Source organism: Verrucosispora sp. NA02020, assembly GCF_013364215.1.
GTDB lineage: Bacteria > Actinomycetota > Actinomycetes > Mycobacteriales > Micromonosporaceae > Micromonospora.
Genome location: NZ_CP054923.1, coordinates 6,190,986 through 6,204,080, shown reverse-complemented (window position 1 = coordinate 6,204,080; position 13,095 = coordinate 6,190,986). Strand labels below are relative to the sequence as shown.

Annotated in this window: 12 protein-coding genes; 3 read left to right on the top strand and 9 right to left on the bottom strand. The window is 70.3% G+C overall.

What is annotated here, in order from left to right; genetic code table 11:
• Positions 1 to 133 precede the first annotated feature (133 nt).
• On the top strand, positions 134 to 1,072 hold the full coding sequence (locus HUT12_RS27655) for a hypothetical protein (protein WP_176095182.1): 939 nt from the start codon (positions 134 to 136) through the stop codon (positions 1,070 to 1,072).
• Positions 1,073 to 1,092: 20 nt separating this feature from the next.
• Here the strand turns inward: HUT12_RS27655 and HUT12_RS27650 are convergent, their stop codons facing one another.
• From HUT12_RS27650 to HUT12_RS27635, 4 genes are all read right to left on the bottom strand, one after another.
• Positions 1,093 to 1,815, bottom strand: a complete 723-nt coding sequence (locus tag HUT12_RS27650) for a vancomycin high temperature exclusion protein (RefSeq protein ID WP_131052717.1) — start codon at positions 1,813 to 1,815, stop codon at positions 1,093 to 1,095.
• A gap of 288 nt (positions 1,816 to 2,103) precedes the next feature.
• Positions 2,104 to 2,841, bottom strand: a complete 738-nt coding sequence (locus HUT12_RS27645) for a class I SAM-dependent methyltransferase (protein ID WP_131052716.1) — start codon at positions 2,839 to 2,841, stop codon at positions 2,104 to 2,106.
• A 226-nt stretch (positions 2,842 to 3,067) separates the two neighbouring features.
• Complete coding sequence (locus HUT12_RS27640) at positions 3,068 to 3,430, bottom strand: PH domain-containing protein (protein ID WP_117226445.1); 363 nt, start codon at positions 3,428 to 3,430, stop codon at positions 3,068 to 3,070.
• A gap of 75 nt (positions 3,431 to 3,505) precedes the next feature.
• Positions 3,506 to 3,829: a 4a-hydroxytetrahydrobiopterin dehydratase gene (locus HUT12_RS27635; protein ID WP_176095181.1), complete on the bottom strand. Its 324-nt coding sequence runs from the start codon at positions 3,827 to 3,829 to the stop codon at positions 3,506 to 3,508.
• 182 nt (positions 3,830 to 4,011) lie between these two features.
• On the opposite strand from HUT12_RS27635, the gene HUT12_RS27630 reads away from it, so the two are divergent.
• Both HUT12_RS27630 and HUT12_RS27625 read left to right on the top strand, forming a co-directional pair.
• Complete coding sequence (locus HUT12_RS27630) at positions 4,012 to 4,485, top strand: (deoxy)nucleoside triphosphate pyrophosphohydrolase (protein WP_131052713.1); 474 nt, start codon at positions 4,012 to 4,014, stop codon at positions 4,483 to 4,485.
• 102 nt (positions 4,486 to 4,587) lie between these two features.
• Positions 4,588 to 5,868, top strand: coding sequence for an ATP-grasp domain-containing protein (locus HUT12_RS27625; protein WP_176095180.1), 1,281 nt, complete (start codon positions 4,588 to 4,590; stop codon positions 5,866 to 5,868).
• Between the two features lie 104 nt (positions 5,869 to 5,972).
• On the opposite strand, the gene HUT12_RS27620 is transcribed toward HUT12_RS27625, so the two are convergent.
• The 5 genes from HUT12_RS27620 to HUT12_RS27600 form a co-directional block, all read right to left on the bottom strand.
• Positions 5,973 to 7,043: a succinate dehydrogenase/fumarate reductase iron-sulfur subunit gene (locus tag HUT12_RS27620; RefSeq protein ID WP_131052711.1), complete on the bottom strand. Its 1,071-nt coding sequence runs from the start codon at positions 7,041 to 7,043 to the stop codon at positions 5,973 to 5,975.
• 3 nt (positions 7,044 to 7,046) lie between these two features.
• On the bottom strand, positions 7,047 to 8,996 hold the full coding sequence (locus HUT12_RS27615; protein ID WP_131052710.1) for a fumarate reductase/succinate dehydrogenase flavoprotein subunit: 1,950 nt from the start codon (positions 8,994 to 8,996) through the stop codon (positions 7,047 to 7,049).
• Positions 8,997 to 9,007: 11 nt separating this feature from the next.
• Positions 9,008 to 9,820, bottom strand: coding sequence for a hypothetical protein (locus HUT12_RS27610; protein WP_131052709.1), 813 nt, complete (start codon positions 9,818 to 9,820; stop codon positions 9,008 to 9,010).
• A 270-nt stretch (positions 9,821 to 10,090) separates the two neighbouring features.
• Complete coding sequence (locus HUT12_RS27605) at positions 10,091 to 11,485, bottom strand: TldD/PmbA family protein (protein ID WP_176095179.1); 1,395 nt, start codon at positions 11,483 to 11,485, stop codon at positions 10,091 to 10,093.
• Positions 11,486 to 11,543: 58 nt separating this feature from the next.
• The gene (locus tag HUT12_RS27600; protein ID WP_176095178.1) at positions 11,544 to 12,980 is read right to left on the bottom strand and encodes a TldD/PmbA family protein; all 1,437 of its coding nucleotides are present in this window, start codon (positions 12,978 to 12,980) and stop codon (positions 11,544 to 11,546) included.
• Positions 12,981 to 13,095 lie beyond the last annotated feature (115 nt).

Sequence of the window (13,095 nt, the reverse complement as noted above, 5' to 3'; positions counted from 1 at the left end):
GTGGCAGTGCAGCTGCTCTGGACCCGGCGTGTCGAACAGCCACACTGCCACGCTCTTCCAACGTGGCGATCTGTCAGTCTGCTTCGCGATCGAGTTGTGACAGAGGGTGATTGTTCGGCCTAGGGTCGCGAGTATGCAACCCACCCCAGGCGCCCTTCCGGCACCCCCACCCGCGCACCCGGGACTGACCGCGCGACTCCACCAGTTGGCCGGGACGGACCAGCTGGTCGCCGACGCCGTGGCGTCACTCGATGCCGGTCAGCCCGCGCCGCTGAGTGTCGGGCTTCTCGACACCCCGGTCGGCAGCGACTACCTCCCGGTTGCCAACATGATCGTTCTCTCCGTCACGTACGCAGGTCCGGCGCTCGGCGCCATCGCCGACAAGCTGATCCTCTACCGGCTGGCCGCCCGCCTGCACGAGCTCCCCGTGGATGTGGGCGACCCGGTCGCGCTCCAGGCGTTCAACACGCGACAGGGGCACCTGTGGCGGTTGGCGAATCCGGCACCGGCTCCCGCACCTCCGGGGATCTGCCGCTTCTACCAGGGCACCAACCGGGAGAACTTCTATTCCGGGCCCGGCAGCATCTCGGCTGTGGGACTCGACCCGGGCAAGGCCGGTGGCGGTATCGGCTGCAAGCGATGGGAGAAACACATCGTCGCTGCGGAGTACAAGGACCAGGGCTGGCACACCGTCACGCTCAGCTTCGAGGTGGCGCTCTCCTACGCGCGGCAGCACACCGAGTGGGCCATGGGAATGAAAGAACACGAGCCCGCCCTCCGGGACGTGGCGGAGTGCGGCGGCCTCGTCCTCAGCTTCGACGTGCCGGAGGCGAGCATCACCGGTAACGACCGGTGGCGCCAGGACAAGAGCGGTGACAGCAACAACTTTCAGACCCTGGAGGTGATCCCGCCGGGCCAGATCCAGGTGGTCGAGGAACTGGCCGTACCCGGACCGTTGACGAAGGTCGCGCCGCCGCCGATGGTCGCCCAGATCCCGGTGGCGCAGCGGCAGGCGACCGCCGCTCAGCAGACCGGTGCCAAGCGGCGCGTCTATCCGACGAACTTCTCCTGAGGCGCCGGTGCGGCGGCGTGTCAGCCGGCGCGTAGCGCGTCGTCGAGGGCGGTCTCGCGCTCGCCCAGGTGCACCGGGTCACGGCCGGAGAGGACGTCCACCGCCGCCTTCAGACCCGCGCCGTACTCGCGGGTCGAGCTGATCCGCCAGGTCCGGTTGTTCAGCTCCCGCATCGTCTCGTCGCCCACACCGTTGGCGTCGACGCCGAGGTGACGGCAGACCGTGACGGCCCGGTCTAGGTGGAACGACTGGGTGACCACGGTCGCGCGCTCCACGCCGAAGACCCGCTTGGCGCGGGCGCAGGAGTCGTACGTGTCGAATCCGGCGTAGTCGAGCACCACCTTGTCGGCGGGTACGCCCCGGTCGACCAGCCAACGTTGCATCGCCTCGGGTTCGTTGTAGTCGTGGCGCATGTTGTCGCCGGAGACGAGGATCGCCCGCACCTTGCCGGTGGCGTACAACTCGCGGGCGATCTCCAGGCGGGCACTGAGGAACGGCGACGGGGTGCCGTCCGGCTGGACCCGGGTGCCCAGCACCAGGGCGACGGGGGCCTCGGGCACCGCCTCGGCGGTGTACGTGTGCCCGTCGGCGCCGGAACGGATCCAACCGATGCTGGCCCAGGCTCCGGTCGTGACCAGCACCACGCCGGCCGTGCCGGCTAGCACCGCCCGGCGCAGCCAGCGGCCCCGGCCGTTCTCCCTGACCCGGCGCAGTCCGGCTGACACGGCGGTACGGATCGGCATGTGATCGATTATCCCAGCCCGTGGCGAGGCCACTCCCCGCGCCGGCATGTGGATGGCTGGTGCAGAGGGTGGCGTCGGTATAGGGATATGGACGCTGTCGAGCTGATGGCGCGAACGGATCACCGATCGGCCCACTCGGTGCGAGCCGCCGGCCTGGGTGATGCGCTGAACGGTTCAGCTCGACAGGGGCCGCAGGGGGCGAGCTTCCGGGCCCGACGTACCCGTCCGGACCGGTGGGTGGTGCGGGCACGAAGCGGCACGACGGCCGTCCCGTGCCCGCACCGGTCGTCAGCCGAGCCGGTAGACGGAGATGTGCGAGGTGCTGTCCGCCCCGAACGCCGAGCGGTCCCAGTCGGCGTACCGTTCGGCGAGGTGGAAGCCGGCCTGGGCCGCCATCTCGTCGATCTGCTCCGGCCACATGTACCGCATGGCGAACGGGTGCAGGTGTACTCCGGTGCCGTCGAAGGTGACGGTCTGCCGCAGGAACGTCTGCGCCGCACGGTCGTACCGGTGCAGCCGGATGGCGACCGAGTCCTCGGTCACCTCCCAGGGCTGGACCTGCTCGTCCCGGTCGATGCCCGCCGGGTCGGGCACGTACGTCTCGATGACGAACGTCCCGCCCGGTTCCAGCACCCGCGCGACGTTGCGGAAGCAGTCCGCCTGCCGTTCCGCGCGGGTCAGGTTGAACAGCGTGTTGAAGACCAGGAACACCAGTCGGTACGGCCCGGTGACTCCGGGTACGTCCGCCATGTCGCCGATGGCGACCGGGACGTCGGCGCCGCCCGGCTTGTCGCGCAGTTTCGCGACCATCTCGGGTGACCCCTCCACCCCCTCGACGGCGCAGCCGTGCGCGGCGAGCGGGAGGGCCACCCGGCCGGTGCCGATGGCGAGTTCCAGCGCCCGACCGTCACCGGCCAGGTCGGCGAGGAACGCCGCAGCCGGCATCGGGTCGGGCAGTCCACCGGGCAGGTCGTAGGTGTCGGCCCAGAACCGGCCGAAGTGCCCCGGGTCGTCGAAGACCGACATCAGCGGCCTCCGGTGCTGCTAGCGGCGCCGTGCGGCGCCTCGATCGTGGGAAACCACGTACTCACGAAGCCTCGTTTCGACGGAGTCGGTGACTGTGGGTCGCTGGACGTGCGTCGTGGCGTACCTCATGTCGGTCGCTCCCTTCGATCGGCTGAGGACCAGCCAAGCGGGCTCGATGGCGGCGGGCAACCCGTTTTCCGGCGCGTGGGTGCCGCGTCGGCCGTCGTCAGCTGATGTAGTGCAGGATCACGTTGTGCACGTGGTGGCTCTTCTGGTCGCCCCGGAACTCCACCTCGTAGGTGTGCGTGCCGACGTGGATGGCGATGGCGCCGGTGGAGAAGAACGAGCCGCCCCAGGACTTGTTGCTGACCACGCTCACGCTGGTGATCTTCGAGTACGGGATGCTGGTGATCGCGTACTTCTTGCCGATGAACGAACGGTCCTGGATGATCACGCGCCGGTCGGTCAGCCCGATGAACCCGGTGCCGGTGCCGACGGCGTCGTAGACGGCGATGATCTGTTCCCCGTCGAGCAGGCCACTCTGGATCTGCTGGAACTGCTCCTTGCGGTCGTACGTCGCGTTCGTCATGTACTCCACGGTAGGTGGCCGACGCCAACCACAAGATCCGGCAGGTCAGTCCGTCGGACCGTCCCGGACGCGGCGTCAGCTCAGGCGGTCCTCGCCCGGCTCCGCCACCGCGCGGTAGGCGTCCTCGATCCGGGCGGCCAGCAGGACCTCACCCTCGGTGAGGGGCTCGTCGTGGTGCCCGACCCGGATCTGGGTGTGGTCGGCCCGCCGGCTTATCTCCGGACGTAGGTGCAGCGCGTCAGCGACCACCTTGACCCGTTCGGTCAGGGCCGCGTGCTGCGTGTCGTCTATGACCAGAGTGCGCCGAATCTGGTCGCCCTCGCGCGTCCACCCGTTGAGTAGGGTGAGGGCGTCGCTGAGGTAGTCGTGCTTTGCTCGACCGCCGAACAGCGCACGCATCACCGCACCTCCCAGGCTTCGTTGCCGGCTTGTGGCCAAATCGTCGCCGCCCCGTGTCTTGTCGGTGCCTCTAGTCTTACGTCACTCGGATGGTGTGTCCACGCCCACACTTCTTGGGATTCCTGCCCTGACGGTCGACCAGGCTACCCAAACCGCCGATTGATCTGGCACGCTGGACGCCCGTGCGGACCGAACGGGCTAATGGTGGCGGGCAGGTTGCCCGCAGGGACCCGAAGGTGATCGTCGGGGCGGCCATCATCGAGGACGGGCGAGTGCTGGCCTGTGCCCGATCGGCCCCACCCGAGGTCGCCGGCATGTGGGAATTCCCTGGCGGGAAGGTGGAGCCGGGGGAGAGCGAGACGGCGGCGTTGGCCCGGGAGTGCGCCGAGGAACTCGGCGTACGCGTCGAGGTCGGCGACCGGGTCGGCCGCAGCGTCCGGATGGCACACGGCCGCTCGGTGCTCAAGGTGTACGCGGCCCGCCTGCTGCACGGTGACCGACCGCAGGCGTTGGAGCACTCGGGGATGCGCTGGCTCTCCGCCGCCGAGCTGGACACCGTCACCTGGCTGCCCGCCGACGCCCCCATCGTCGCCGCCCTCCGTCCGCTGCTCGGATCCGCCGACGCCCCGCCCGACGGGCCGGCATCCGAGAGGTAACCCGCCGTACGCGTCAGGTGTTACCGATGGTCAGACGATGGTGCCGAACGGTGCCAGTACGGAGACTGTGACTCCCGGTAGTCGAGAGCATGCGGAGCATTGATGAGCGGACGGCCCTCTCATGTCCTCCTGGTGGGTGGCGGCAACGGCGCGTTCCTGGCGCACCGCCCGCAGACCCGCACCACCTTCGTCACCTCCCGCGAACTCCTGACCTGGTTCGGCAGTCTCGGACACCACGCGCGCGTCCTCGCGATCCAGGGTGACGAGCCCGACGACCTGGTCGTCGAGATGGTCCGGTCCATCCACGCGTTCGACCCGTTCGACGCCGTCGCCTGCCTGGGTGAGCCGCTCACCGTGCTGGCGGCGCGCATCGCCACGGCACTCGACCTGCCCGGCGTGCCGCCGCTCTCGGTGGTCCGGCGCATCGTGGACAAGGAGTCGATGCGGACCCACCTGGCCGAGGCCGGCGTCGAGAACGTCCGGGCCCGCACCGTCGAGAGCCTCGCCGAGTTGACCGCGATCGTCGGCGCGGGGCACCCGGAGGCCGCCTGGATCGTGAAGCCGGCCGCCGGTTGCGGAAGCCTGGGCGTGTCGAAGGTGACCCGGGGCAGTGACCTGGCCGCAGCGCTACGACGGGCGTCCGACCAGGAGTCACCGATCGATCCCGACCGCGCCAACCGCCGCGTGATCGTCGAGCCCTTCCTGTCCGGGCCGCAGTTCAGCGTCGAGTCGATCAGTCAGCACGGAGTCACCTCGGTGCTCGCGATCACCCAGAAGTTCTCCCACCCGGAGACGTTCGTCGAACTCGGGCACGTGGTGCCGGCGCAGATCCCCGACGCGGAGGCCGAGGTGGTGCGCGCGTACGTCGTCAGGATGCTCGACGCCCTCGGGTTCACCGACGGTCCCGCCCACACCGAGGTCGTCCTGACCTCGGACGGACCCCGGATCGTGGAGGTCAACGCCCGTCTCGGTGGTGACGACATCGGGCGGATGGCGTCGATCGTCAGCGGGGTGGACATGTCGGCGGCCTCGATCGACCTGGTGCTCGGCGAGCCGGTGCAGGAGCGGCTGCGCAACGCCGAGCCGAGCGGCACCAGCGAGGCGATCTGGTTCGTGACCGCGCCGGAGGCGGGGATCTTTGCCGGGTTGGACGGTGTCGAGGACGCCCAGGCCCTGGGTCCGTCGGTCGAGGTCACCGCACTGGTCCAGGTCGGTGCCCCGGTGGAGCTGCTCTCCGACTCGGGTTCCCGGGTCGCGCAGGTGCGGGCCAGCGCCGCCAGCGCCGAGGAGGCGGTCGGTCTTGCCCAGCGGGCCGCGTGGAAGCTGAACCTGCGGATAGCGAAGCGGGTGCCGGCCGAGGTCGGTGCCGAACACGCGATCTGAGCCGACGGCGACCACGGCCGTCGAGGCGGAGATCGCATGGCCATGGCGCGGGAACGAAGCGGGGGGCCGTGGCGGATGCCACGGCCCCCCGGTCGAAACGGGTGTCAGTGCTTCTTGTCGTCCTGCTCCGGATGCGCGAAGTTGAGGTGCTCCGGGGGCAGCGGGAAGGTCACGTCGTCGCCGAAGGGCGAGGGGGCCGCCGCCCGGTCGAAGGTGAGCTCCGTCAGCGGCAGCTTGCCGCTCGCGTCGACCGCCGGGGCGGTCGGCCGGGGCACCTCGCGGTGCCAGTTGACGCCCTGCTGGGCCTGCACCTCGGCGTCGGTGTCGTGGGAGCCGCCCGCGTGCGAGTGCACGCCGTGGCCGCTGGCGCTGGAGCGCACGGCGCCCGGGGTGTGTTCGCTGGTCACGCTGGTCTGAGGCACCTGACCCCTCCGGAAGATCTTGCTACCGAGCCATACGAGTGGATCATACCTGCGATCGACGACCCGTTCCTTCATGGGGATGATCCCGTTGTCGGTGATCTTGATGTGCTCGGGGCAGACCTCGGTGCAGCACTTGGTGATGTTGCAGAAGCCGAGACCCTGTTCCGTCTGCGCGTACTCCTTGCGGTCGGTCCTGGTGTCCAGCGGGTGCATGTCCAGCTCGGCGGCCCGGATGAAGTACCTCGGCCCGGAGAACGCCGGCTTGTTCTCGTCGTGGTCACGGATCACGTGGCAGACGTTCTGGCACAGGAAGCACTCGATGCACTTGCGGAACTCCTGCGAGCGCTCCACGTCGACCTGCTGCATCCGGTAGTCGCCGGGGGCCAGGTCGGCCGGGGGTGCGAAGGCCGGGGTCTCGCGCGCCTTCTCGTAGTTGAACGACACGTCGGTGACCAGGTCCCGGATCACCGGGAAGGTGCGCAGCGGCGTCACCGTGACCGTCTCGTTCTCCTCGAACGTCGACATCCGGGCCATGCAGCTGAGCTTCGGCATCCCGTTGATCTCCATCGAACAGGAGCCGCACTTGCCCGCCTTGCAGTTCCACCGGCACGCCAGGTCGGGCGCGTCGGTCGCCTGCAGGCGGTGGAGCACGTCGAGGACCACCTCGCCCTCGTTCACCTCGATGGCGTAGTCCTGCAGGTCACCCCCGTCGGCGTCACCCCGCCAGATCCGGAAGTTGCGCTTCGTACCCATTCCTCAGCTCTCCTTCCCGGCAGCGTCAGCGGCGGCGACGGCGTCGAACTCGGCCAGTTCCTCGTCGGTCAGGTACTTGGCCAGCTCCGCGCGGTCGAAGAGGCCGATCAGTTCGGTCCGCATCTTCGGCAGCGGCTTGCGCTCCAGCCGGACGGTGTCGCCCTCCAGCGAGCAGACCAGGTTGACCCGGCGCCACTGCGGATCCATCGTCGGGTGGTCCTCGCGGGTGTGGCCGCCGCGCGACTCGCGGCGTTCCAACGCCGCCTTGGCGGTGCACTCCGACACGACCAGCATGTTGCGCAGGTCCAGCGCGAGGTGCCAGCCGGGGTTGTAACGCCGGCCGCCGGAGGCGCTGACCTTCGCCACCCGCTCGCGCAGCTCGGCCAGCCGGACCAGCGCGTCCTCCAGTTCGGCCTCCCGCCGGATGATGCCGACCAGGTCGCCCATCACCGCCTGGAGGTCCTGCTGGAGGGTGTACGGGTTCTCGCCGGTGTCCCGGTGCAGCGGGGCCAGCGCGGTCTCCACCGCGTGCTCCACCGCCTCCACGGCCACCCGGGGGCGCCCGCCGAGCTGGTCGAGGTAGGTGGCCGCGTGGCCACCCGCGCGCTTGCCGAAGACCAGCAGGTCGGAGAGGGAGTTGCCGCCCAGCCGGTTCGAGCCGTGCATCCCGCCGGAGACCTCACCGGCGGCGAACAGGCCCCGCACCGATCCGTGCGCGGCACCGCTGTCCGGGTCGACCTCGATGCCGCCCATCACGTAGTGGCAGGTCGGGCCGACCTCCATCGGTTCCTTGGTGATGTCGACGTCGGCCAGGCCCTTGAACTGGTGGTGCATCGACGGCAGGCGGCGACGGATCTCCTCGGCCGGCAGTCGGGAGGCGATGTCCAGGTAGACGCCGCCGGCCGGGGTGCCCCGCCCCTCCTTGACCTCGGTGTTGATCGCCCGGGCCACCTCGTCGCGGGGCAGCAGCTCCGGCGGACGCCGGTTGTTGTCCGGGTCGGTGTACCAGCGGTCCGCCTCCTCCTCGGTCTCCGCGTACTGCTTGCGGAAGACGTCGGGGACGTAGTCGAACATGAACCGCTTGCCCTCGGAGTTCTTGAGCACGCCGCCGTCACCGCGTACCGACTCGGTGACCAGGATGCCCTTGACCGAGACCGGCCAGACCATGCCGGTGGGGTGGAACTGGAGGAACTCCATGTTGATCAGGGTCGCCCCGGCACGCAGCGCCAGCGCGTGGCCGTCCCCGGTGTACTCCCACGAGTTCGAGGTGACCTTGTAGGAGCGACCGACGCCGCCGGTGGCGAGCACCACGGCGGGCGCCTCGAAGAGGACGAACTCCCCGGACTCCCGGTAGTAGCCGAACGCGCCGGCGACCCGGTCACCGTCGAGCAGCAGTTCGGTGATGGTGGTCTCGGCGAAGACCTTGATCCGGGCGTCGTACGAGCCGTGGTCGCGCTTGTCCTCCTGCTGCAGGGAGACGATCTTCTGCTGGAGGGTGCGGATCAGCTCCAGGCCGGTCCGGTCGCCGACGTGCGCCAACCGGGGGTACTCGTGGCCGCCGAAGTTGCGCTGCGAGATCTTGCCGTCCTTCGTACGGTCGAACAACGCCCCGTACGTCTCCAGCTCCCAGATCCGCTGCGGCGACTCCTTCGCGTGCAGCTCCGCCATCCGGAAGTTGTTCAGGAACTTGCCGCCGCGCATGGTGTCCCGGAAGTGCACCTGCCAGTTGTCCCGGCTGTTCACGTTCCCCATGGCCGCCGCGGCGCCGCCCTCGGCCATCACCGTGTGCGCCTTGCCGAACAGCGACTTGGAGATGATGGCGGTCTTCTTGCCGGCCAGCCGCGCCTCGATCGCCGCGCGCAGGCCGGCGCCGCCGGCCCCGATCACGACGACGTCGTAGTGGTGTCGCTCGATGCGGGTGGTGGTGCTCGGTCCGTGCTGAGGATTGGTCATGTCGGGGGCCCTTAGTTGATGAACCGCAGGTCGGAGATCCACCCGGCGGCGATCGACATGACGTAGAAGTCGGTCAGCGCCAACGTGCCGAGGGTGATCCAGGCGAGCTGCATGTGCCGGACGTTCAGCCAGGAGACGAAGCCCCAGGCCCGGTAGCGGACCGGATGCTTGGAGAAGTTCTTGAGCCGTCCGCCGATGATGTGCCGGCAGGAGTGGCAGGAGATGGTGTACGCCCAGAGCATCACCACGTTGCCGACCAGGATCAGGTTGCCCAGGCCGAAGCCGAAGCCCTCGGGACTGCGGAAGGCGGCGATCGCGTCCCAGGTATTGATCAACGAGATGATCGCGGCGAAGTAGAAGAAGTACCGGTGCGAGTTCTGCACGATCAGCGGGAACCGGGTCTCGCCGCCGTAGCTGGCGTGACCGTCGGGCACCGCGCAGGCCGGCGGCGAGAGCCAGAACGACCGGTAGTACGCCTTGCGGTAGTAGTAGCAGGTGAGCCGGAACAGCAGCAGGAACGGCAGGGTGAACGCGGCGTCCGGGATGATCCACCAGCCCGGCAGGTACTGCCCGAAGTGCGACGCCTCCGGAATGCACCGGTCGGTCACGCAGGGGGAGTAGAACGGGGTCAGGTAGTGGTACTCCTCGACCCAGTACCACCGGTGCATGAAGACCCGGACCGTCGCGTACGTGATCCATGCGCCGAGCCCGATGACGGTGATCAGTGGCGCGAGCCACCAACGGTCCGTACGCAACGTCTTCGCCGCGATGGCGGCACGTGCCCGCGCCCCCCGCGGTTTCGGTTTCGTTGCCGATGATGTCATTCGCGTCGTCTCCCTGACGGGGCCCTGTCACGGGCGGCGGAACACTTCCGGTCGGCAGGCGGACCGGTCATCCCGCGCCCACGTGCCACGTCATGCGCACACCAACGACCGCACCGGGTTTGTCGGCGCAGCTAAGTGACACACGTTACGCCGATCTAGGCGGGCCGTCCGCGCAAGGCAGTGTCCCGTGTGTCCCGAACTTTGGAAAGTCTCTCGCCATGATCAATATGTGAGCGTCCGAAAAAGATCGACAAACGGCCGATGAGCTGGTCAGCCGGACGCCCCGCCGGTGAAGTTCCACGCGGCCAACCGCAGCGACGGCGCCTCCCGCCAGACACCGTCGAAGCGGTCCGGCTGGCGTACCGCCCGGCGACCCACCTCCAGCACCCCGCCCGGCGCCAGCGCCCGGGGGTACGACTCGGTGAAGCGCAGGTCCCGGACCGCGCGGGTGACCTGACCCTCCTCGACCAGCCAGACCCCGTTACGGGTCAGCCCGGTCACCACGAGACTCTTCGGATCGAGCACCCGGGTGTACCAGAGGTCGCTGACCAGCAGGCCACGCCCCATCCGGGAGACCAGGGCCGCGGTGTCGGCGTCCGCCACCGCCCCGGTCGGCGGCACCGTCGCCCCGACCGTCTCCACCGCCTCGGCCCGACCGGACGGGACCAGCCGCAGGTTGCGCGGCATCGGACCGAACGTGGCGCTGCCGGGCGCGGCGTGACCGGTCGAGGTGGTGCCCGACTCGGCGGCGCTACGCCGGTCATGTGCCACCGCCGTGGTGGTGCCCGCGTCCACCAGGGTCACCGTGCCGGTCGGCGTGCCCTCCAGGTCGAACGGCAACCCGCTGGCGCCGAGCGGATCGTCGACGAGTGTCACCGCCGGGTCGAGCTGCGCCGTTCCGGGCTCGGCGAACGACTGCCGCTCGGCGTACCGCTTGCCGTTGAAGCCGTACCAGGCGAGGTTCTGCAACAGGTCCGCCACCGCGGCCGGCTCCAGCACCACCGGGTACCGCCCCGGCGCCAACTCGATCGGGTCCAGGGCCGCCCGGGCCTTCGCGGCGGCCCGTCGCCCGAGAGCGGCGCCGTCGAGGTCGGCCAGCCGGTCGACGCAGTGCCGGGCCATCCCGTCCGCGCCACCGGCCCGGGCGATCCCGTCCATCGCGGCCTCCGCCGTGCGACCCTGCGCCGAGTGTCCGGCCGAGTTGGCGAACGCCACCGACCGGTGGGCGGTGCGGCAGTAGCCGGCCGTCTCCAACCCGTCGGCCGCGTCGACGAAGGCCCGCACCAGATCGGCCCGCTCGTCCGGACCGGCGTCGGCGGTGGCGACGTCCCAGAGCGCCGGTGCCGGCATCGTCGTCGGCGGGGTCAGGCCGGGCCAGCCCCGGTCCGGCGGCGTGAAGCGGGTCGCCGCCACCACCCGCTCCACCAGCGCGCGCAACCCGTCGGTGCTGACCGCGCTGCCCACCCCGGTGGCGGTACGCCCCGCCAGGTGCAGCCGCAGCCGGACCTCCACGGCGGACTCGGCGACGTTCTGGTGGATCGCCGAGTTCGCGAACCGGGTCAACGCCAACTCGCCCCGGGACACCGTCACCTCGGCCTGGGCGTCCGTCCCGCCCAGCCGGGCGACCAACTCCACCACCCGCCCGGCCAGCTCCAGCTCGTTCATGACGCCACTCCGCTTCGCTGCGTGTCGTCATGTCGGCTGAGTCTGACGATTCGCTCGCTCATGCGCGCACTCCTACCCGGACGCCGCGGAAGCGGGCCGGTGCCGCCGGATGGCCGGTGTGGCCGGTCTGGCCCGGCTGGCCCTTGCCGCAGTTCGGGGTGCCCCAGGGGACGATCTCGGAGGAGAGCATGTCCATCGAGCGCCAGAACTGCGGCCCGATGCCGGTGTACGTGGGATTGCGGACCATCCGCCCGCGCCGGCCGTTGCGGATCTCCCAGCCGATCTCGCAGCCGAACTGGAAGTTGAGCCGCTTGTCGTCGATCGACCAGGACCGGTTGACGTCCATCAGCACCCCCTCGTCGGTGGCGGCGACGATCTCCTCCAGGGTGTGCGGGCCGGGTTCCAGGCCCACGTTGGTCATCCGCACCATCGGCAGCCGGGCCCAGCCGTCGGCGCGTACGCTGCCGCCGTAGTCCAGGCCCGCGACGGCGGCCGAGTCCCGGCCGGCCAGCACGCCCACCCACCGCCCGTCCCGGACCGCGTCACGCCGGACCGCCGGTGAGCCCTCGTCGTCGTAGCCGAAGCTGCCCAGCGCGCCGGGGATGGTCGGGTCGATGGTGATGTTCATCAGGTCGGAGCCATAGCGCAGCGAGCCGAGCCGGTCGAGGTCCAGCCAGGACGTGCCGGCGAAGGCCGCCTCCCACCCGAGGATGCGGTCGAGTTCGATGGCGTGCCCGACCGACTCGTGGATCTGGAGCGCCAACTGCTCGCCGCCGAGGATCAGGTCGGTCTCGCCGGCCGGGCAGAGCGGCGCGGTCAGCAGCGCCCGGGACTCCTCCGCGATGCGGGCCGCGTGCGCGGTCAGGTCCAGTGAGTCGACCAGTTCCCAGCCGGTGGTGCCGTACTGCCCGCGATAGCTCGGCCAGGACCGGCGCTGCGTCTCGCCGTCGCCGACCGAGGTGGCCGAGATGCCCGCACCGCACTCGCGGATGTGCTGGTCGATGCGGTGGCCCTCGCTGGAGACGAACCACTTCGAGGTGTCCCAGACCTGGTAGAGGCCCTCGGTCAGGTCGGCGCCGTGCTCGGCCATCGTGCGGGTCGCCGCCACCAGCAGGTCACCCTTGGCGGCCAGCGAGACGCCGAGCGGATCCACCTCGCACGGCGAGGCCCAGGTCGCCGTGGTCGGCGTCGACGGCACCAGGTCCACCGGGGGGCCGGGCACCCGCGCGCTCGCGGCGGCGATCCGTGCCGCCCGCCGGCCGGCGTCACGGGCGGTCGCGTCGGAGACCTCGGGTACGGCGTGGAAGCCCCAGCTCGACCCGACCAGCGCGCGGACGCCCAGCCCGATGCTCTCGTCCTGGGTCAGTGCCTCCACCTCGCCGTTGCGGGCCGTCATCGACTCGTAGCGCCGGTGCATCACGCGGACGTCCGCGTACCTGGCGCCGGCGTCCAGCGCGGCCTGCACGGCGACCTCGGCCGCGTCGAACTCGGTCATCCCCGCACCCCGTCGTGCTCGCTCATGGGCCGACCCTAGGCCAGCCGACCGACGTACGCGCGACGGACGGCTCGTGCCGTGCCGGGCCCTGAGATGTAAGGAGGGGTCCCCTGCT

What these genes read in the sequence shown, in the direction of transcription:
- HUT12_RS27655 (WP_176095182.1), top strand. Translation starts at nt 134, where the DNA reads ATGCAACCCACCCCAGGCGCCCTTCCGGCACCCCCACCCGCGCACCCG.
- HUT12_RS27615 (WP_131052710.1), bottom strand. Translation starts at nt 8,996, where the DNA reads ATGACCAATCCTCAGCACGGACCGAGCACCACCACCCGCATCGAGCGA.
- HUT12_RS27620 (WP_131052711.1), bottom strand. Translation starts at nt 7,043, where the DNA reads ATGGGTACGAAGCGCAACTTCCGGATCTGGCGGGGTGACGCCGACGGG.
- HUT12_RS27635 (WP_176095181.1), bottom strand. Translation starts at nt 3,829, where the DNA reads ATGCGTGCGCTGTTCGGCGGTCGAGCAAAGCACGACTACCTCAGCGAC.
- HUT12_RS27645 (WP_131052716.1), bottom strand. Translation starts at nt 2,841, where the DNA reads ATGTCGGTCTTCGACGACCCGGGGCACTTCGGCCGGTTCTGGGCCGAC.
- HUT12_RS27605 (WP_176095179.1), bottom strand. Translation starts at nt 11,485, where the DNA reads ATGAACGAGCTGGAGCTGGCCGGGCGGGTGGTGGAGTTGGTCGCCCGG.
- HUT12_RS27625 (WP_176095180.1), top strand. Translation starts at nt 4,588, where the DNA reads ATGAGCGGACGGCCCTCTCATGTCCTCCTGGTGGGTGGCGGCAACGGC.
- HUT12_RS27610 (WP_131052709.1), bottom strand. Translation starts at nt 9,820, where the DNA reads ATGACATCATCGGCAACGAAACCGAAACCGCGGGGGGCGCGGGCACGT.
- HUT12_RS27600 (WP_176095178.1), bottom strand. Translation starts at nt 12,980, where the DNA reads ATGACCGAGTTCGACGCGGCCGAGGTCGCCGTGCAGGCCGCGCTGGAC.
- HUT12_RS27640 (WP_117226445.1), bottom strand. Translation starts at nt 3,430, where the DNA reads ATGACGAACGCGACGTACGACCGCAAGGAGCAGTTCCAGCAGATCCAG.
- HUT12_RS27650 (WP_131052717.1), bottom strand. Translation starts at nt 1,815, where the DNA reads ATGCCGATCCGTACCGCCGTGTCAGCCGGACTGCGCCGGGTCAGGGAG.